The organism is Halolamina sediminis, assembly GCF_001282785.1.
GTDB lineage: Archaea > Halobacteriota > Halobacteria > Halobacteriales > Haloferacaceae > Halolamina > Halolamina sediminis.
Window position 1 is genome coordinate 2,243,182 of sequence record NZ_CVUA01000001.1, and the last position, 17,929, is coordinate 2,261,110.

The window sequence follows — 17,929 nt, forward strand, 5'->3', positions numbered from 1 at the left end:
GTCGTCCGTGGTGGGGACGGTTTCGATATTTAACTCTTCCGCCCAGACTCCGACTCGACAGTCCTGGATCCGTTTATAAGCTGGCTGCGTTCGGAGCGTCTCTCACAGCGAACGATGTCACGAGATACACTGTCGGACGCGATCGGTTTCGTCACGCGACACACTCGGCTCACGTTGCTGGTGATGATCCTCCTCTCGGGGCTGGTGGTCGCCGGGATCCCCCAGCTCGACACGGGGAGTCAGGCCGGCGCCGACGCCGACGCGTTCGACGATGTCGAGCGCGTGCAGAAGGCACAGTACGCACAGAGCCAGTTCGGCGGGTCGGACGACGGGCCGGACCGTACCTTCGAGGCCGTGTACGTCCGGGACGACGACGGCAACGTCCTCTCGAAGGGGTCCCTGCTCGCCGGGCTACGCTACCAACGGACGATACGCGAGAACGAGACGGTCGACGCCGCCCTCCACGAGGACGGCGTTACGGGCCTCTCGAACCTCGTCGGGAAGCGCGCGGCCGGCAGCCCGAACGCCTCGCTCGACGAGCAGATCCGGGCGCTCGAGGGCGCGACGCGCGGCGAGGTCGAACGGCTGGTCGATCGGACGCTGTCGAACGATCCGCGGGCCTTACGCTACCTACCCGCCGATCACGGGCGGAACGAGACGACCGCGGCCGACCGCCGGCTGCTCGTCGCGCTCGACGCCGACGCCGGAAACGGCACCGTCGACAACGCGACCGCAGCGCTGTACCACAGCGCGAACGAGCGCTCCGCCGCCGGCTTCTTCGTCGTGAACTCGGCGGCGTGGAGCGACGCGAGTAGCCACTTCTTCGGGGAGATGGTCGAGCTCGTGGTGCCGGCGGCGCTGGCGTTCATCCTCGTCGTGCTCGGGTTCGCGTACCGCGACCTCGTCGACGTGGTCGTCGGTATGGTCGGCGTTGCCCTCTCGGTTGTGTGGATGTTCGGCCTGCTGGGCTGGCTCGGCGTCGCCGCCGGCGCCACCAGCATCATCCCGGTGGTACTGGTCGCCGGGCTGAGCATCGACTACGGCTTCCACGTGTTCAATCGCTACCGCGAGCAGCGCGGCGAGGACGAAGGGATTCGGGCACCGATGCGCCGCGGCGTGAGCCTCGTCGCCACGGCGCTGGTGCTCGTCACGGTCACCGCGGCGATCGGCTTCCTCGCGAACCTCTCGAACCCCCTACCGCTGATCCGTAACCTCGGCGTGTCGATCACGCTGGGCGTGGTCTCGGCGCTGCTGATCTTCCTCACGGTCGTCCCCGCGCTCAAGATCGAAGTCGACGGGCTGCTCGAACGCGCCGGGATCGACCGCCACAAGCGGCCGCTCGGCCACGGTCGCTACCTCCGGCCGGCCCTCGCGAAGGCAGTTACGCTCGCGCGACGCGGCGCGCCGGCCGTGCTGGTCCTCGCGCTCGTCGTCGGGAGCGCCGGCGGCGTCGCGTGGGCGGACCTCGACGAGGAGAGCTACCAGCAGAACGACGGCGTGGTCGCGGAGTGGAAACAGGAGCTGCCGGACCCGATCGGCTGGAATCCCCATCCCGTCCCCGAACGGAGCCAACACGTCGACGAGGTGTACCAGCCCGCCAGCGCCGAGACGGCCACACAGGAGGCGATCCTGATAGAGGGGGAGGTCACGAGCGACGACACGCTCGACGATCTCCGGCGCGGCGTCGACGAGATCGACGGGCAAGGGCTGCTGGTCGATCGCACAGACGGCGGGGGGGTCCGCTCACCCGTGACGGCGATGCACGCCGTCGCTGCGCGGAACGACTCGTTCGCGGCCGTCCTCGACGACGCCGACACGGACGGCGACGGCGTGCCGGACCGGAACCTCGAACGGGTGTACGACGCGTTCTACGCCGCGGACAGTGAGGTCGCGAGCAGCGTCGTCGAGCGGGACGGCGGCGAGTACGAGTCCCTGCTCGTGACCCTGTCACTCGACGCCGACTACGCGGAGGCTAGCAGCGTCGTCCCGGAGCTCGCCGAGGGCGCCGACCGCATGGCCGACGGCGACGATCGGACCGCGACCGTCGTCGGGAACCTCGCCGTCAACGACGCAGTGCTCGGCGAAGTCGTCGGCGGGATCCTCACGACGATGGTGCTCGCGCTCGCGGCCATTGCACTGACGCTGGCCGCCGTGTTCGAGTACATGCACGGCAGCGCCACGCTCGGACTGGTCGTCTCGGTTCCGATCGCGCTGGTGCTCGGGCTCGTCATCGGTGGGATGGCCGTCCTCTCGATCCCGCTGACGCTGCTGACTGCGCTGCTGATGAGCCTGGTGATCGGGCTGGGCGTCGACTACAACATCCACGTCGGCGACCGGTTCGCCGACGAACGCCGCGCCGGCGCGGGCACGTTCGAGGCGCTCAAGGCCGCCGTCACCGGGACCGGCGGTGCGCTGCTGGGCAGCACGCTCACCTCGGCGGGCGCGTTCGCCACCATCGCGCTCGTTCCCCACCCCCAACTCCAGAGCTTCGGGGCGATTGTCGTCGTCGCCATGACGACAGCGTTCGCAGTGAGCGTCCTCGTCCTGCCGAGCCTACTGGTGCTCTGGGACCGCTACGTCCCCGCGAGCGTCACGACCATACCGAGCCCGGGCGAGATCCCACAGGACTGACCGCATCCCCCCGGGCGAGCCATCTCACGCCGGCTGACGGCGTGCCGGTGTGCGAGTCATCCCGCGCCGGCTGACGGCGTGCCGGCGTGCGAGTCATCCCGCGCCGGCTGACGGCGTGCCGGCGTGCGAGTCATCCCGCGCCGGCTGATCACCGCCGGCGGGCGAGCCACAAGCCGTATTCCCCTCCCGCCAAACCGTCAGGCATGAGCCTCGACGACCTCGACGAGAACGTGACCGCGAACTACGCCGCACTGGGCGAGGAGACGACCGTCGACCTCGACCCGGAGACCCGGAACGAACTCGCGATGCTGTCGGCGGCGATGGGGACGGACACCGACGAACTCCTCCGCCGGGGAATCCACGCGCTGTTCCAGCAGGCCGTCAGCAGCGGCGACCTCGACTTCCACCTGCGGACCGGCTACGACGTGACCTACGACGAGTACCTCGCGGGCGCGACCTACGAGGAGATGACCGGCGGGAATCAGTACCCCGAGCGCGACGACGATCGGCGGTACAACATGTAACTCGACGCTTCGAGCTTTTGCCAGGGCCCCCAGAGGGGCCCTGGCAAAAGCTCGAGCAAAAGCCTCCTCACTCCTTACAGTGGCTCGTCGGCCCGCTCGCTTCGCTCGCGGTGGGGGTTCGGCTCCCCCTCCCCACTACTCACTGCTCGCCCGCCGGCGCACCGCCGTGCCGTTTCCGCACTCGAACCGCGAGGATCGACGCCGCGTAGATGGCGATCGCCACGAGCACGATCGTCCCTCCCGCGGCCACGTCGTACACGTACGAGAGCGTCACGCCCGCGACCGTCGCGAGCAGACCCGCGCCGACCGCACCCACGATCGAGCGTTTGAACCCCCGGAGCGGCGTCGCCGTCGCGGCCGGGATCACCAGCATCGCCGCGACGAGGATCACGCCCATGATCTGCATCGCGCCGACGACGACCACCGCGGTCAACACCGCGAGCAGTCGGTTATACCGTGCGACCGGGATGCCCGCCGCACGGGCGCCGACCTCGTCGAAGGTAACGTACAGCAGCGGGCGGTAGGTGACGGCGACCACCGTTCCGACGACGACGATCATCGCCAGCAGGATCGCCGCGTTGGCCCGCGAAACCGTCGCGAGCGAGCCGAACAGGTAGGCGTCGATCCCGACCGCGATCCCGCCGTCGGTCGCGGTGAGCAGCACGCTCCCGACCGCGAATGAACCGGTGAGTACGATAGCCAACGACGTGTCGCGGTACGCGCCGGCGGAGTCGATCAGCGTCTGGACCGCCAGCGCGGCGACGGCCGCGACCACGAGCGCCGCGAGCAACGGCGGCACCGTCACCGCGAACAGGCTGTTGACGAACAGCCCCGCCGCGACGCCGGCAAAGGCCGAGTGGGCGAGCGTGTCGCCGATCATCGCCATCTCCCGGTGGACGAGGAAGCTCCCGACGAGCGGTCCGAGCAGCGCGACACAGATCGCCGCGAGGTAGGCCCGCTGCATGAACGCGTAGGACAGCATCTCGATCCCGGTCGCGGCGGCGAGCAGATCCAGCAGCCCGCCCCAGAGACCGTCGATGGCGAACGAGGCCACACCGTCGAACTGGAGCGGACGAGGCGACGGCGCGAGCGAACTCTCGATCATCAGTGGTTGTGCCGCACGATCGACTGCGACCCGCCGTAGGCCGCCGCGAGCGCGTCGGTCTCGACGAACGTCTCGGGGTCGCCGTGGAAGTAGAGCTCGCGGTTCAGGCAGGCGATCTCGGAGGCGCGAGTCGTCACGACGCCGATGTCGTGCTCGATCAGCACGATCGTCATCCCCTCGTCGTTGAGTTGGCCGAGCAGATCGTAGAACGCCTCGCGTGACTCGGCGTCGACGCCGACCGTCGGCTCGTCGAGCGCGAGCAGGTCCGCCTCGGCGGCGAGCGCGCGGGCGATGAACACGCGTTGGCGCTGCCCGCCCGAGAGGCGACCCACCCGCCGGTCCGCGAGATCCGTGATCTCGACCCGATGGAGCGCCGCCTCGACGGCCGCGCGGTCGTCATCATCGAACCGCCCGAACCCGTGCCGTGGGTAGCGCCCCATCCGGACGGCCTCCCGGACCGTGACGGGCATCTCGCCGGCCGCGTCCGAGACGTTCTGCGGGACGTAGCCCACGCGCTTGCCGGTCCCGCGGCGATGGGCTGGCTCGCCGAACAGCCGAACCGAGCCGCTGTCGGGGCGCCGGAGCCCGATCAGGAGTTCGAGCAGTGTCGTCTTTCCCGAGCCGTTCGGACCGACCAGACCGAGGAACCCTCCCGCCTCGATGTCGAGCGAGACGCTCTCGATGACGGGGCGATCGCCGTAGGCGAACGTCACGTCCGTGGCCTCGACGACCGCGGTCATGCGTCGAGCGCCCGTTCGAGTGTCGGGAGGTTCACCTCCGTCATCACGTCGACGTAGCCCCAATCCTCGGCGTCCCACTCGTCGGTCAGGCCGGGGATCGCCGTCAGCGGCAGCACCGCCTCGGCGTCGGTCTCGGCGACCAACTGCTCGGCGGCCTGTTGGGACGCCAGCGGATCCGCACAGACGTACTGCAGGTCGTGTTCGTCGATGATCTCCTGGGCGTGTTGAATGTCCCGCGTGGTCGGGCGGTCGTCGGGCGAGATGCCGGTCAGCGCCGCGACGTGGACGCCGTAGCGGTCCGCAAGATAGCTGAAGGAGTCGTGGCCCGCGACGAGGAGGGTGTCGGTCGACGCGTCGGCGACGGTCGCCTCGATCCGCGTGTCGAGGGCGCTCAGCCGTTCGCGGAACGCCGACGCGTGCTCGGCGTAGGCGTCGGCGTTCCCGGGGTCGACGTCGGCCAACGCCGCCTCGACGGTCCCGGCCGCCGTGGCGACCCGCGTCGGGTCCAGCCAGAAGTGTGGGTCGGTGGCGCCGTGGTCGTGTCCCCCGCCGTCGTGTTCCGTCTCCTCGTGATGATCCGTTTCCGCGTGTGCCTCGTGATCGTCCCCCCCGTCCTCGTGACCGTGGCCGCCGTTCGCCGGGAGCAGATCCACGTCGTGGGCCACGTCGACCGTCGCGACCTCGTCGCCGTCGGCGTCGAGGTCGGCGAGCACGTCGTCCATCCACGGCTGGAACGCCTCGGGGCCGTGGACGAGCAGGTCGGCACCGGAGACCTCCTCGCGCACCCGCGGCCCGGGCTCCCAGCCGTGGCCGTGCTGCCCAGTCGGCACCAGCAACGCCGCCGTGGCCGCGTCGCCGGCGACCGCGTCGGTGATCGATCCGAAGACGAAGAAGGACGACTGGGCGGTCCGTCCGTCCGACTCCGACCTGTCGCCGTTCGTCGCGTCGAGACAGCCGGCGAGCGCCCCGACCCCCGCCGTTCCGACCGCGATACCCATCAACTGCCGTCTGGTTAGCCCCATCTGATTATTAATTCTGTAGTAGTGTCTAATAACTCTTGTTATCTTTTGAGCCAGTGTTGTTAATCAGTCGGTGCTGTGGGGTCGGGGGGAGCGATGCCGCTATCGGGCGTCAGTTGGCTCCGGACAGAAACGGGGGAAAACGGCAGTCGGAGAGGGCTCGTGAAACAGGTCGGCAGCGTCGCTCAGTTCTCGGCTTCGATCGCTTCGACGAACAGCTCCGCGCCGAGTTCGATCTCGCGTTCGGTCACGTCCATCGGCGGCAGGACGCGGATCGTCTTCTGGCCGCAGGCCAGCAGCAGCAGACCGCGCTGGAAGGCGGCGTCGACGATATCGTCACGCAGCTCCTTCGACTCGAAGTCGACGCCGAGCATCAGCCCCTTGCCGCGGACGCTGGTCACGCCGTCGAGGTCGGCGTCGTGGAGGAGCTCCTTGAACTGCTGTCCGCGCTCGGTGGCGTTGTCGAGCAGGTCGTACTCCGCGATGGCGTCGATGGTGAACGCGCCGCGGGCGGCGGCCACGATGTCGCCGGCGCCCCACGTCGAGGAGAGTCGGCCCTTCTCCTCGGGGAACGTCTCGCTGTCGGAGATCGTCGCGCCGACGCGCATCCCCTTCGCGGAAGTGATCACGTCCGGATCGAACGGGTAGTGCTCGGAGGCCCACCACTCGCCGGTGCGGCCGAGCCCCGACTGGATCTCGTCGGCGACCAGCGTGATGTCGTGCTCTTCGGTGACCTCTGCGACATCGCGGGCGAACGCCTCGCTGGGGAAGCGGTAGCCGCCCTCGCCCTGGATCGGCTCCATGATCAGGAACGCGACCTCCTCGGGGTTGACGTGGCCCGTCTTCGGGTCGAGTTTGGAGCGCAGCGCGGACGTGCCGCCCGCGAAGTAGCCACACTGGCAGTTCTCGGGGGCACCGTCACACGAGCAGTACGGGAAGTCGTGAACGCTCGAAATCTCGGGGAATCGACGCCGGTACACCTCCTTCGAGCGGTTGAGCGAGAGCGCGCCCAGCGTCCGCCCGTGGAACGCCCCCTCGAAGGTGAGCGCGTACTTCCCGAGGGGGTTGTGGTCGTAGGAGATCTTCATCGCGTTCTCGACGGCCTCGGCGCCGGAGTTCGAGAGGAACACGGTGTCCATACCGAACTCCTCGGCGGTGGCGGTGATGCGGTCCATCAGCCCCGCGGCGCCGGGGAGTCCCTCGCCCGGGGGTTTCCCGTCGGAGGCGTAGAAGTCCTGCCCGGCGATCTTCACCGGGTCGAACAGGTCGAACTCCGAGAGCGGTTCCATGATCTTGGGGTTGTTGTACCCAAGCGGCGCCGCGGCGACGTGGCTGGTGAAGTCCATCAGCACGTTGCCGTCGACGTCGGTACAGAACGGGCCCTCGGCGGGCGCGGTGTGGTCCCAGACGAACTCGTAGACGTACGTGCTCGGTGCGGCGAACTCGTGGTGGTAGTCGACCCATTCCGTGGCTCGGTCGCCGGGGAGGTCGGTGACCTCCGGCTCCGCGGTATCCCGGTCCATGCTTGAGAGAGCGGGGGGGTCGTTGTTAAGCTGGCGGTCCGCTCAGAACCCCGGCCCGAACAGGATCGCCGCCCCCGCCACCGCCGCGGTGACGCCAAGCAGCAGCACCGACCAGATCGCGACCGAGCGGGCGAACCGTCGCGGCCCCGACAGCGTGAGCCCGGCCTTGACCGCGATGCTCGACGCCGACGCGAGCAGGACGGCGATCACGGCTGGCCCGCCGCCGACGCCGCCGCCGATGTACAGAAGCGTCGCCGACGTGGTCGCACCCGCCGAGGAGACCAACCCCGAGATCGCGGCGCTGACGAACAGCCCCGCGGTGCCGAAGCGGGCCTGTGCGAACGCCGAACCGACGAGGATCACCGCGAACACCGCGCCGAAAGTGAGCGCGTTCCGCATCGAGAACGGGCTCTCCAGCTCGACTTCGAGCGACGTGTCCCAGTCGGCGGTCAGCGCGGCCGCACCCACGCTCGCGAGCACCAGCGCGCCCAGCGGCGCCGCCGCCGCGACGAGCACGGGTACGCCCGAGGTGAGGGTGAAAAAGAGGACGATCCCGAGGTTGCGCGCGGCCATCGCGGCGTCGGCCAGCAGCACCGCGGCGACGGCGTACTCCGTCACCGAGTCGCGCTGGCGGACGTGATCGAGCATCGAGCCCACGACCGCGGTCGACGACGCCAGCCCGCCGAAGAAGCCCGTGATTGCGACGCCGCGACCGCCGTAGGTCCGCACCAGCGCGTAGTTCGCGATCCCGATCCCCGCGACGGTGACGACCATCAGCCACGCCACCCGGGGCGGGAAGCCGACGCCGAAGAGGTCCACCTCCTCGGCGGGCAGGATCGGGTAGATCACGAACGCGAGCACGGCGAACTCCGTCGAGGAGCGCAGTTCGGCGCGGTCGAGGTCGCCGGCGAAGGAGTGGAGCTCCCGTTTGAGCACTAGCAGCGCAGAAGAGATCACCGCCACCGTCACCCCCTCGATCACCAGCCCCCCCGCCACGAGCGCGCCGATCCCGTAGGCGACGAACATCGAGACGCTGGTGGTCAGCGAGAGCGAGGCGTCGGCGCTGTCGCTCTGGAGCTCTCGGACCGCGAGCAGCCCGCCCATCAGCAGGACGAGCAGGCCGCCGACCGCCACCAGCGCGCCGGTCGCAGCGACACGCTCGGCCAGCAGCGTCGTCGTCGCGCCCGACAGCGTCAACAGCGAGAACGTCCGCACGCCCGCCGACTTCTCGGACCACTCCCGTTCGAGCCCGAGAAACAGCCCCAGCGCGCCGGCGATCGTCAGCCTGACCACCGGCTCCGAAAGGGGGGCGGCGAACAGCGTGTCGGCCTGCAGCGGCAGCATGGGTCGCTACGTACCGCACCCGGCACGTAAAGCTCTAGGGGCCCGTGCGCCCCCCGGGTCGGGAACACGCTTATACTCGCGCCGGTCCCCTCGGGAGGTATGGAGTTCTCGGAGGTCGACAAGGGGCGACTGGCGTGGGGGGCGCTCGGCCTCGCGCTCGCCGGCGCGCTGGCGTTCGTCGCCTACTCCTTCGTCGGGACGCTCGTGTTCGGCCTCTTCGTCTACTACGCGACGCGGCCGATCTACCGGCAGCTCCGGCGCGCCCTCGACAGCCCCAGCCTCGCCGCCGGCGTCTCGCTGTTCGCGCTGGTGTTGCCGGCGCTGGCGCTAGTGGGCTATGCGGTCACCATCGTGCTCCAGGAGCTCGACCGCTACGCCCAGACGACCACGATCGACGTCGAACAGCTCGGTATCGACCCGGCGCTGCTGGACGGGATCGCGGACCCGGAGAGCCTGCTGCAGGAGGGGACGGTGGAGATGCTCACGTCGGCGGAGCTCTCGGAGCTGCTCCAGCCGATCGAGTCGGCGTTCGGCACCGTCGCGGTGCTGGGCATCGCCGGCATTCACCTGTTCGTGATGCTGGCGATGGCGTTCTACCTGCTGCGGGAGGACCACCGGCTCGCGCGCTGGTTCGTCCGGAACTTCGACGACGACCGGGGGATCGTCCGGACGTTCTTCGGCGCGGTCGATCGGGACTTCAACTCGATCTTCTTCGGCAACATCCTCAACGCGATCCTGACCGGCACGATCGGCGTGATCTCCTACTCCGTGCTGAACGTGTTCGCACCGCCGGGCGGGTCGATCCCGGCGCCCGCGCTGGTGGGGATGCTCGCCGGCATCGCGAGCCTGATCCCCGTCGTCGGGATGAAGCTCGTCTACGTCCCGGTGGCGCTGGTGCTTGCGGTCCAGTCGGCGCTCGCGGGGACGGCGGGCGGGTTCGCGTTCGTCATCGCCTTCGCCGCGGTGTCGTTCGTGATCGTCGATACGATCCCCGATCTGGTGCTCCGACCGTACGTCTCCGGGCGCTCGCTCCACGTCGGCGCGCTGATGCTCGCGTACACCCTCGGCCCGCTGCTGTTCGGCTGGTACGGCATCTTCCTGATGCCGATGCTGCTGGTGTTCGTCGTCCACTTCACCCGCATCGTCCTCCCCGAGCTCGTCGCCGCGGAGCCGATCGAGCCGTACGCTGTCGACCCGAGCTACATCACCGTCGGCGTCGGGGAGGAGTTCGAGTTCGCGGAGGGCGGCGACGACACACCGGAGACGGGGACCGAAGGCGAGGGTTAGTCTAGGTCGAGGTACTGGTCCTCCCACTCTCGACGTGCCTCGATCTCGCGGGTCCCGCGGCGGGTCAGCGTGTAGTAGTTGGTTCGACGGTCGCGTTGGCCCTTCTCGACGAGCCCCTTCTCGACCAGCGTGTCGAGGTTCGGGTAGAGCCGCCCGTGGTGAATCTCCGACTCGTAGTACTCCTCCAGTTCCTCCTTGATCGCCAGTCCGTGTGGATCGCCCTCGCCCGCGATGACGTACAACAGGTCGCGCTGGAACCCGGTGAGGTCGTACATAGTGTTACTTTCCTACTATTTCGGAACGCTGATAAAGATTACGCAGATATCGGTTTTAGGGCCGTTGACGCCGGCCAACGTCGGTAGTCGGGGAGAAATCTGATCTGACGATTCGACGTATCCGTCACGACGGAGCAGTGACTGACGGACGTGAGAACGAAAACGCCGGGCGGGCCGAGAAAACCGGCCGTGCCCGGCGTCGAAACGGTCCCCGCTGACGCTTCGGCCCTCCAGACGAAGCGTCATCGGTCGTTGGCAGTCCCCCCTGTTAAACGTAGCGTTGTCCCGAATCCGACACTAGATATGCTCCTCCTCGAGCACCCACCCCAGCGCCCGCTTGTAGTAGGTGAACATCTCCCTGACGCCCTCGTGGTTCATCTCCTCGCTGTCGAGCTGTTCCTGCAGGAACTCGTACTGCTCGCGGATTTCCGACTCGTCGCGCATGCGGGTGGGTAGAACCCGCGGGCGCTTGGGTGTGACGGCGGAACAAACGACCGCGTCGGTTACTGATCTCGCTACTCGCGGCTCACGCCGCTCGTCGCTCCGAGGCGGTTTGCCTCGCCGGAGGCGAGTTTTCCCGCCTCGCTACTCCCGCTCCAGCCGCTGGAGCCCGTGCCAGATCGCGTCGACCATGCGCTTTTCCCCCTCGCCGTCGGCGTCGTCCCAGCCGCGGGCCAGCGCGTCCTCGACGACGGGCAGCGAGTGGTTCTCGAAGTTGTTCATCCCCCGGAACGCCTCCAGCGCGTCGCGCTGGGGCTCGGCGAATGCGGCGACGGTCTCCGCATCTTCGGTGTCGAGGTGGCCCAGATCGACCAGCGTGTCGGCGACCGCCTGTGCGGTCTCGCCGGTCAGCTCCGTCACCTCCTCGGGCTCCTCCCGGGCCAGCAGCGTCACGTCGTACAGCTTGAACACGCGTTCGAGCTCCTGAATCGGCGTCTCGTGGTCGTCGACGCGCACGTCGATCCAGCGATCGTTCCCCCCGTCGTAGCCGCCCTCGGGCTTGACGACGTACAGCGCCGCGGCCTGCTTGCCGCGGCTGTCGCCGCCGGCCTCGTCGCCGGCCTGTAGCGCGGCGAGCAGCCGCTCGGGCAGGCCGCCGTCGGCCTCCTCGAACGTCTCGGCCATCGCGTGGATCGTCTCCTCGTTTTCGAGGATGTTCCCCTGTGCGGTGTAGTTCTCGCCCTGTACGTCGAGTGCAGTGTCGAAGCAGTCGTCGCCGGTGAAGCCGGCGACGGAGCCGTCCGCGCCGACGACGCCGACCTGCCGGCGCTCGGCCTCGTCGTCTGCCTCGGTCAGCCGCTCGATCGTCTCCTCGGCAGTCAGCCCGTCCCGGAGATGCTCCAGCCCGTCCGCGCCGTAGGCCACGTTCGCGAAGCTCTGTGTCGCGATCGCGCCCGCCTCGGCGTCCGCGAACGGGACGACCGAGCCCACGCTGACGAACTTCGACTGGACGGCGATCCCGATCGCGTCATCCGCTTTGGCGACGATGGAGAACGTCATGGGCGATCGATCGGCCGGCGGCGAGAAAAGCGTTGACGCCGCGGCAGCCGTTGCGGGACTGCTCAGTCGGTCGGGGCGGCGACGGTCGCCCGTGTCTGCCCGTCGTCAGAGGGTGTCTTCTCCGCGGTCAGGGGCTGTTCGGCGACCAGTTCGCAGTCGAAAGCGGGGTGTTCGGCGAAGTGCCGGACGAGCAGGTGTCGGCGGCTCCCCGACACCGCGTCGTCGCCGGCGGCCACGCCGACCGCGCTGGCGTCGAACTGCTCGGGCAGCCGTTCGTACAGCGCCGTTATCGTCCGGAAGTCGCGGAACTGCTTGGCGTTGCCCGCGGAGTCGGCGCCCCGGCGCGAGACGACGTAGCTGCCGTCCGGGCGGTGCTCGCCTGCAGTCCGGACGAACTCCCGGCACCCCGTCAGCGCCGCGGTCAGGTCGTCCCGCAACGCCGTCGCGGCCTCGCGGGAGAGCCGGTGCTCACCGTCGGGGAGCGACAGAACCAGTTCGCCGTCCCGACTGTCCTCAGCGCCGACCGATTTCTCGATCAGCCGCCTGTCGACGGCTTCCTCTATCCTCGACGGATGTCGGGTGAGACATCGTGCCCGGCGGTAGGGCGGGTCGTCACTTATCGCTGACGGGCGGGCGGGGTGGGTTCACACCCGACCACGGCATCACACTCGAGAACCGAGCGACGCAGGGCTCGGCTGGTCGCTCGCCGTCGCAGGACTACGTCCGGCGGGCAGTCAGAAGCACAGCTTCTGACAACGTCGCCAGAACGCGCCGCGTTCTGGCTGGCGGACGAGCGCCGCTCGTCCACGTCGCCAGAAATCTTCGATTTCTGGCTGGCTAACGGGAGTGCTACGAGAGGCGCGAGGCGCCTCTCGGCACGACGAAAGCGCTTCGCTCTTTCGAACCGCTTCGCTTCCGTGGACGTGGTCGGTGGACGCGCCGCCCGACCACCGCCGTTTTGCCGCCGGCGCTCCCACGATCGGGCATGAAGATCCGCGGCGAGCGCGAGTGCAAGAACTGCGGCACGCGCTGGTCCTACTACGAGACCGGGGAGGCGAGCTGCCCGGACTGCGGGAGCCTCCGGAGCGTCGCGGTCGAGGACGAACGGCGCCACCACACGGACAGCCCCGCCGAGTTCGAGCTCACGCCACACCGGACCGCGCTCGCGGACGGCGAGGGGATCACCGATATCGCCGACAGCGTGGCGTCGGACTGCCGGGCGTACCTCCGTAAGCGGGGGTTCCTCCGCGGGGGCGAGCTGCTCCCGCTGGACGACACGTACCTCGCGGTCGGGGAGCTTCGGGCGGCGATCACCGACTACCGCCGGGACGCACGCTTCGGCGCCGCGTCCGACGAGCCCGAACGGGAGGCCGCCGAGCGCTACCTACTCGACCTGCTCCAGGGCGCCGACGACGGCGAACGTCCCGCGCCCGCTGACGTGCCCGAGTCGCTCGCGCCCGCCCGTGGGCTGGCGTACGCGGCGGCCGTCGACGCCTACCGCGACGACGTGGCCAGCTACCTCGACGACGCCCCTGAGGAGGACGCGCGCCGAACGCTCGGGCGAATCCGCGATCAACAGAAGCGGCTCGACGCGCTGGAGGGCGATCTCCCTCCGGAGACGGTCGAGTCGCTCGTCCGGGCGTGCCGGGACCTGCACCGCTACCTGAACGGCGAGGAGTCGGCGCTCGCGGCCGCACGCCAGCGGCTCGACGGGCTGGCCGAGAGTTGAAAGGCGATTGCGGGAGCGTGGGGCACACCCGGTCGCACGGCCATCCACACCTCCGCCACGTGTTACCACGTTTTCAGCCAGCTTTATCACTGGACCGTGGTATTTGCGGCGTATGGAACACGCACTCGCTGTCGTCGGACCGGACGACGTGACAAAGGAGCTGGTTCGAGAGGCCGGCGAACTCGCGGCCGGGGTCGACGCCCGACTCACGCTGCTCTGTGTCGTGAGTGAGGAGGAGTACGCCGAGGAGCGCGAAGCGCTGGAGGCGATCCCGGAGGCCGACGTGAGCTACTCCGTCGGACAGGCGCTTGAGGGCGCCCGCAGCTTCGCGAACGACATCGGCGTCGAGACGCTCGAGGGCGTCGACATCGAGTACGAGACCGCCGGCGCGGTCGGCGACCGGGCCGAGACCGTAATCGACGGCGCACAGAACCACGGCTGTGACCACATCTTCATGACCGGCCAGCGCCGCTCGCCCACCGGGAAGGCGATCTTCGGCGACGTGACCCAGCGCGTCATTCTCGACTTCGAGGGGCCGGTGACGGTCGTCACGGAGTAAAAATCGGCCACGGCGCGTGGCGTGCGACGACCATCGTGTCGTCGCTAGATTTCCTGTCGGACCTATCACGACGCCGATAGCCTCACTCCAGATCGAGATCGACGCCCGACTGCCGGGCCGCAGCCATCACCGTATTCCGCAGTAGCATCGCTCGGGTCATCGGCCCGACGCCGCCGGGGACTGGGGTGATCGCGCCGGCGACCTCCGAAGCGCTCTCGTACTCGACGTCGCCGACCAGTTCGCGGTCGTCGCCCTCGCCGACGGCGTTGATCCCCACGTCGATCACCGTCGAGTCCGGCGCCAGCATCTCGCCGGTGACGAGTTCGGGGACGCCCGCGGCGACGACCACCACGTCCGCGCGGGAGACGTGCGCCGCCAGGTCGTCGGTCTTCGAGTGACAGACCGTCACCGTCGCGTCCGCGTCGTCGCCGCGGCCGAGCAGGAGGTTCGCGAGCGGCTTCCCCACCAGCTCCGAGCGGCCGACGACGACCACGTCCGAGCCGGGGATCTCCACGCCCGCCTCCACCAGCAGCCGCTGGATCCCCAGCGGCGTACACGGGACGAATCGCGGGTCGCCGGTCACGAGCCGGCCGACGTTCTCCGGGTGGAACCCGTCGACGTCCTTCTCGGGGGCGACCCGGCGCAGCGCCGCCGGCTCGTCGACGCCCGCCGTCAGCGGCCGCTGGATCAGGATCCCGTCGATCGCGGGGTCGGCGTTGAGCTCGTCGATCGTCTCGAACAGCTCGGACTGCGGGGCGTCAGTGTCGATCTCGACGTGGCGGCTCTCGATACCCACGTCCTCGCAGTCGCGCTGTTTCATCCGGACGTACGTCTCGCTCGCGGGGTCGTCGCTCATCAGCACGGTCGCCAGCCCCGGGGTCACGCCCTCGCTCCGGAGGCGATCGACCGCCCCGGAGACGCTCTCCCGTACCGCCGCGGCGACGGCCTCGCCGTCGATCACGTCCGCCCGGTCGGCTCGCTCCTGAATTGCCTCGCTCACGGTCGATACCGGGGGCTGGGCCCACTTCAACCCTCGGATACGTGCATAGAAAAGGATGGAAACTATTTCGAGTGGGCAAGAACGTGGATTACTCCGTCGCCCGGCGGAGCCGGAGCCGCACGACGGTGTTCCCGTCCCGGCGCTCGAACGACACGTCGCCGCCGACGGACTCGACGGCCCAGCGGACGAGCCATAGCCCCAGCCCGCTACCGTGCTGAAGCTGTGTGATGTCGCGGCTGCCCGTGATGGCCGCGCGCTCGGCCTCCGGGATCCCCGGCCCGTTGTCGACAACGAGCAGGTCGATCCACTCCCCCGGGGCGGGCTCGAACGGCTCCGCTCGGAGATCCACGGCCGGGGCGTCGGCGCCGTGGACGATCGCGTTCTCGACCAACTCCTCCAGCGCGAGCCGGAGATCAGAGGTGGCGAGCACCGCGAGGTCGTCGAACTCGTCGCCAATCCGAACCGTCGCCTCGGGGAACTGCTCCCGGGCGTCGGCCGCGACCGGCCCGAACAGGCTCGCGACGCCGATCGTGGATCGCTCGGTCTCGGGGCCCTCGATGATCCGGCGGATGCGCTTTGCGGTGTCGCTCAGGTCGATCAGCCCGTTGGCGGCCTCGACGAGGGCGGCGGCCTCCGACTCGATATCCGGGTCGTCCGCCCGTTCGAGCACGTTCTCGGCCCGGCCGATCACGACGCCGAGATCGTTCCGGAGGTTGTGTCTGAGCAGTCGATCGAGCACCTTCACGTGGCGCTCGCGGCGCTCGATCTCGGTCACGTCGGTGTAGATGCCGAACGCGCGGACGGAACCGTTCTCGGCGTAGGGGATCCCCCGGAACAGGAACGTCCGCGCACCGTGGGCGGTCTCCCGCCGGACTTTCGCGCCCGTTACCTCCCCCTCGCGGACCCGCTCGTTGATCGCTTCCGGCGGCGTGTCTCCGGGTCGCTCGCCGGCGGGCAGGCTGAGCACCTCGTCGATAGGCTGCCCGACGATCGACTCGCGGTCGACGCCGAACACGTCCGCGAACGCGTCGTTGGCTGCGCGGATCACCGGCCCGCCCTCGACGTGTTCGGCGTCGACGACCGGGTCGGGGAGGTTCTCGAACAGCGTCCACAGCCGCTCGTGCTCCCGGCGGAGGTCCTCGCGGGTCTCCGCCAGCGTCGAGCGGTCCTCGACGATGCCGACGAGCGTCCGCCCACGGTCGGTCTGTTCGAGCACCGAGAGGTCGACGCGGGCGGGGAACGACTCCCCGTCGGGCGAGTCGATACGGAGGTCGAGCGAAAGATCCGACACGTCCTCGCGGAGCCGGCTCTCGGCGCCGTAGAACTCTGTCACGTCGACAAACTCCACGACGTGTTTGCCGACGACATCCTCCCGGCTCACGCCGAGGCGCTCCGCCAGCGGCGTCGAAACGTAGTCGATCAGTCGGTCCTCGTCGAGCACGAACACCATCCCCTGGACCGATTCGAGCACCGCCTCCCGACGGCGAAGTTGGGTCTCGCGTTCGGCCCGATCGAGCGCCGCGGTCACCGTCGTCGACAGCAGCCGCGCCAGCGAGACGTCGGCGTCGTCGAACGCGTCGGTAGCGGTCGAGCCGACGCTCATGACGCCGTGCTCGCCCAACGGGAGGGAGATCGTCGATTCGATCTGGCCGAACCGCTCCTCGTCGAGGTCGAGCGAGATCCGCGGGCTCCCCTCCTCGTAGACGGCGCCGGCGATGCTCTCGCCGACGCCGTAGCGCGACCGTGCGGGCATCAGCTCCTCGACCGGCTCGGTTTTCGCCGCCACTCGGAGCCCGTCCCCACCCCGCTCGGCGAGGCGAACGACGACGACTTCGAGGCCGAGCACGTCCCGGGCCGCCTCGCAGGCGATCTCCGCGATGGCGTCGGGCGTCTCGGCGGCGAACAGCCGGCGAGTGAGCCCGTGGAGCCGGTCGAGCACGACCCGCCGACGCTCGGCCGCGTCGAGTTCGACGACGGTGACCGTCGCGCCCGCGTCCGTGGGACGGGCGGTCAGCTTCAGCCAGCGGTTGGCCGGCATCAGCCGCTCGACCGTCGACACCGTCCCGTCGTCGGCCGCGAGATCGTCTACCCTTTCCAGCCGGCCGAGGTCGGCCCACGGCAACGCCTCGTGAAGCTCGCTGCCCAGCAGCGACTCGGCGTCCCGGCCCAGCAGCTCGGCGGCGCGCTCGCCCACGTAGCTGATCTGCCCCTCGTCGTCGACAGTCAGCGTCCCCCGCGGCGGGCGTTCGTCGGTCGGCGTCGCGGTTCCGGTCGGTGCCGGTGGATCGCCGGCTGCCTCCCGCGCAGTGTCGTGGGCCGAGCCCATCCCGTCGGCGATCGAGGCCGAGTCCGACTCGACGGCCCCGAGGCGGTCGAGGAGCGTGTCCACTCCCCACTCGTCGGTGTCCTGTGGGAGCACGATATCGACGCCGACCGCGCTCGCGGCGCCCACGCCGTCGGCGGTCGTCACCGGTGGACAGTGCGCGATCGGCGCCTGCGTGGCCGCACGGAGCCCGTCGAGATCGGCGTCGTCCGTGCCGACGACGACTGCCGCGGGGCGGTGACGGGTCGCCGCACCGGCACTACTCCCCGGGTCGGCGCTCCGGAGCGACCAGCCGCGCCGTTCGGCGAGGCGGGCGACCGTCTCAGGTGGCTCCGGCGGGCCGACCCAGAGGAGGTTGGTACGCATCTAT

Annotated in this window: 16 protein-coding genes; 5 read left to right on the plus strand and 11 right to left on the minus strand. The window is 69.5% G+C overall.

What is annotated here, in order from left to right:
* Positions 1-114: 114 nt before the first annotated feature.
* Both BN1959_RS11275 and BN1959_RS11280 read left to right on the plus strand, forming a co-directional pair.
* Positions 115-2,631, plus strand: coding sequence for an efflux RND transporter permease subunit (locus BN1959_RS11275; RefSeq protein ID WP_053948749.1), 2,517 nt, complete (start codon positions 115-117; stop codon positions 2,629-2,631).
* 203 nt (positions 2,632-2,834) lie between these two features.
* A complete protein-coding gene (locus BN1959_RS11280; RefSeq protein WP_053948750.1) occupies positions 2,835-3,155 on the plus strand; it encodes a hypothetical protein in 321 nt (106 codons plus the stop codon).
* A gap of 139 nt (positions 3,156-3,294) precedes the next feature.
* Here BN1959_RS11280 and BN1959_RS11285 read toward each other — a convergent pair whose 3' ends face one another.
* The 5 genes from BN1959_RS11285 to BN1959_RS11305 form a co-directional block, all read right to left on the minus strand.
* Positions 3,295-4,260 carry a metal ABC transporter permease gene (locus BN1959_RS11285; protein WP_053948751.1) on the minus strand — a complete coding sequence of 322 codons (966 nt, stop codon included), beginning with the start codon at positions 4,258-4,260 and terminating at the stop codon, positions 3,295-3,297.
* Positions 4,260-5,000: a metal ABC transporter ATP-binding protein gene (locus BN1959_RS11290; protein WP_053948752.1), complete on the minus strand. Its 741-nt coding sequence runs from the start codon at positions 4,998-5,000 to the stop codon at positions 4,260-4,262. The genes BN1959_RS11285 and BN1959_RS11290 overlap by 1 nt, the downstream gene beginning before the upstream one ends.
* Positions 4,997-6,022 (minus strand): metal ABC transporter substrate-binding protein, encoded by a 1,026-nt coding sequence (locus BN1959_RS11295; RefSeq protein ID WP_053948753.1) that lies wholly within the window; start codon positions 6,020-6,022, stop codon positions 4,997-4,999. The genes BN1959_RS11290 and BN1959_RS11295 overlap by 4 nt, the downstream gene beginning before the upstream one ends.
* 182 nt (positions 6,023-6,204) lie before the next feature.
* Complete coding sequence (locus BN1959_RS11300) at positions 6,205-7,542, minus strand: class-III pyridoxal-phosphate-dependent aminotransferase (RefSeq protein WP_053948754.1); 1,338 nt, start codon at positions 7,540-7,542, stop codon at positions 6,205-6,207.
* 42 nt (positions 7,543-7,584) lie between these two features.
* On the minus strand, positions 7,585-8,886 hold the full coding sequence (locus tag BN1959_RS11305) for an MgtC/SapB family protein (RefSeq protein ID WP_053948755.1): 1,302 nt from the start codon (positions 8,884-8,886) through the stop codon (positions 7,585-7,587).
* Positions 8,887-8,985: 99 nt separating this feature from the next.
* Here BN1959_RS11305 and BN1959_RS11310 point away from each other — a divergent pair, with 99 nt between their 5' ends.
* On the plus strand, positions 8,986-10,173 hold the full coding sequence (locus BN1959_RS11310; protein ID WP_079978674.1) for an AI-2E family transporter: 1,188 nt from the start codon (positions 8,986-8,988) through the stop codon (positions 10,171-10,173).
* Here BN1959_RS11310 and BN1959_RS11315 read toward each other — a convergent pair.
* From BN1959_RS11315 to BN1959_RS11325, 4 genes are all read right to left on the minus strand, one after another.
* Positions 10,170-10,448, minus strand: a complete 279-nt coding sequence (locus BN1959_RS11315) for a PadR family transcriptional regulator (RefSeq protein WP_053948756.1) — start codon at positions 10,446-10,448, stop codon at positions 10,170-10,172. The genes BN1959_RS11310 and BN1959_RS11315 overlap by 4 nt on opposite strands.
* A 297-nt stretch (positions 10,449-10,745) precedes the next feature.
* Complete coding sequence (locus BN1959_RS15085) at positions 10,746-10,892, minus strand: hypothetical protein (RefSeq protein WP_202594678.1); 147 nt, start codon at positions 10,890-10,892, stop codon at positions 10,746-10,748.
* 141 nt (positions 10,893-11,033) lie between these two features.
* Positions 11,034-11,948 (minus strand): DUF1028 domain-containing protein, encoded by a 915-nt coding sequence (locus BN1959_RS11320; protein ID WP_053948757.1) that lies wholly within the window; start codon positions 11,946-11,948, stop codon positions 11,034-11,036.
* Positions 11,949-12,010: 62 nt separating this feature from the next.
* Positions 12,011-12,442: a DUF7528 family protein gene (locus BN1959_RS11325; protein ID WP_053948758.1), complete on the minus strand. Its 432-nt coding sequence runs from the start codon at positions 12,440-12,442 to the stop codon at positions 12,011-12,013.
* Positions 12,443-12,933: 491 nt separating this feature from the next.
* Between BN1959_RS11325 and BN1959_RS11330 the strand changes: the two genes are divergently transcribed.
* Entirely contained in the window at positions 12,934-13,677 is a 744-nt protein-coding gene (locus tag BN1959_RS11330) for a DUF7117 family protein (RefSeq protein WP_053948759.1), read from the plus strand.
* Positions 13,678-13,789: 112 nt separating this feature from the next.
* On the plus strand, positions 13,790-14,236 hold the full coding sequence (locus tag BN1959_RS11335; protein WP_053948760.1) for a universal stress protein: 447 nt from the start codon (positions 13,790-13,792) through the stop codon (positions 14,234-14,236).
* 82 nt (positions 14,237-14,318) lie between these two features.
* Here the strand turns inward: BN1959_RS11335 and BN1959_RS11340 are convergent, their stop codons facing one another.
* Both BN1959_RS11340 and BN1959_RS11345 read right to left on the minus strand, forming a co-directional pair.
* Positions 14,319-15,236: a bifunctional 5,10-methylenetetrahydrofolate dehydrogenase/5,10-methenyltetrahydrofolate cyclohydrolase gene (locus BN1959_RS11340; protein WP_237560332.1), complete on the minus strand. Its 918-nt coding sequence runs from the start codon at positions 15,234-15,236 to the stop codon at positions 14,319-14,321.
* Between the two features lie 88 nt (positions 15,237-15,324).
* The gene (locus BN1959_RS11345) at positions 15,325-17,925 is read right to left on the minus strand and encodes a PAS domain S-box protein (RefSeq protein WP_053948761.1); all 2,601 of its coding nucleotides are present in this window, start codon (positions 17,923-17,925) and stop codon (positions 15,325-15,327) included.
* Between the last annotated feature and the right edge of the window lie 4 nt (positions 17,926-17,929).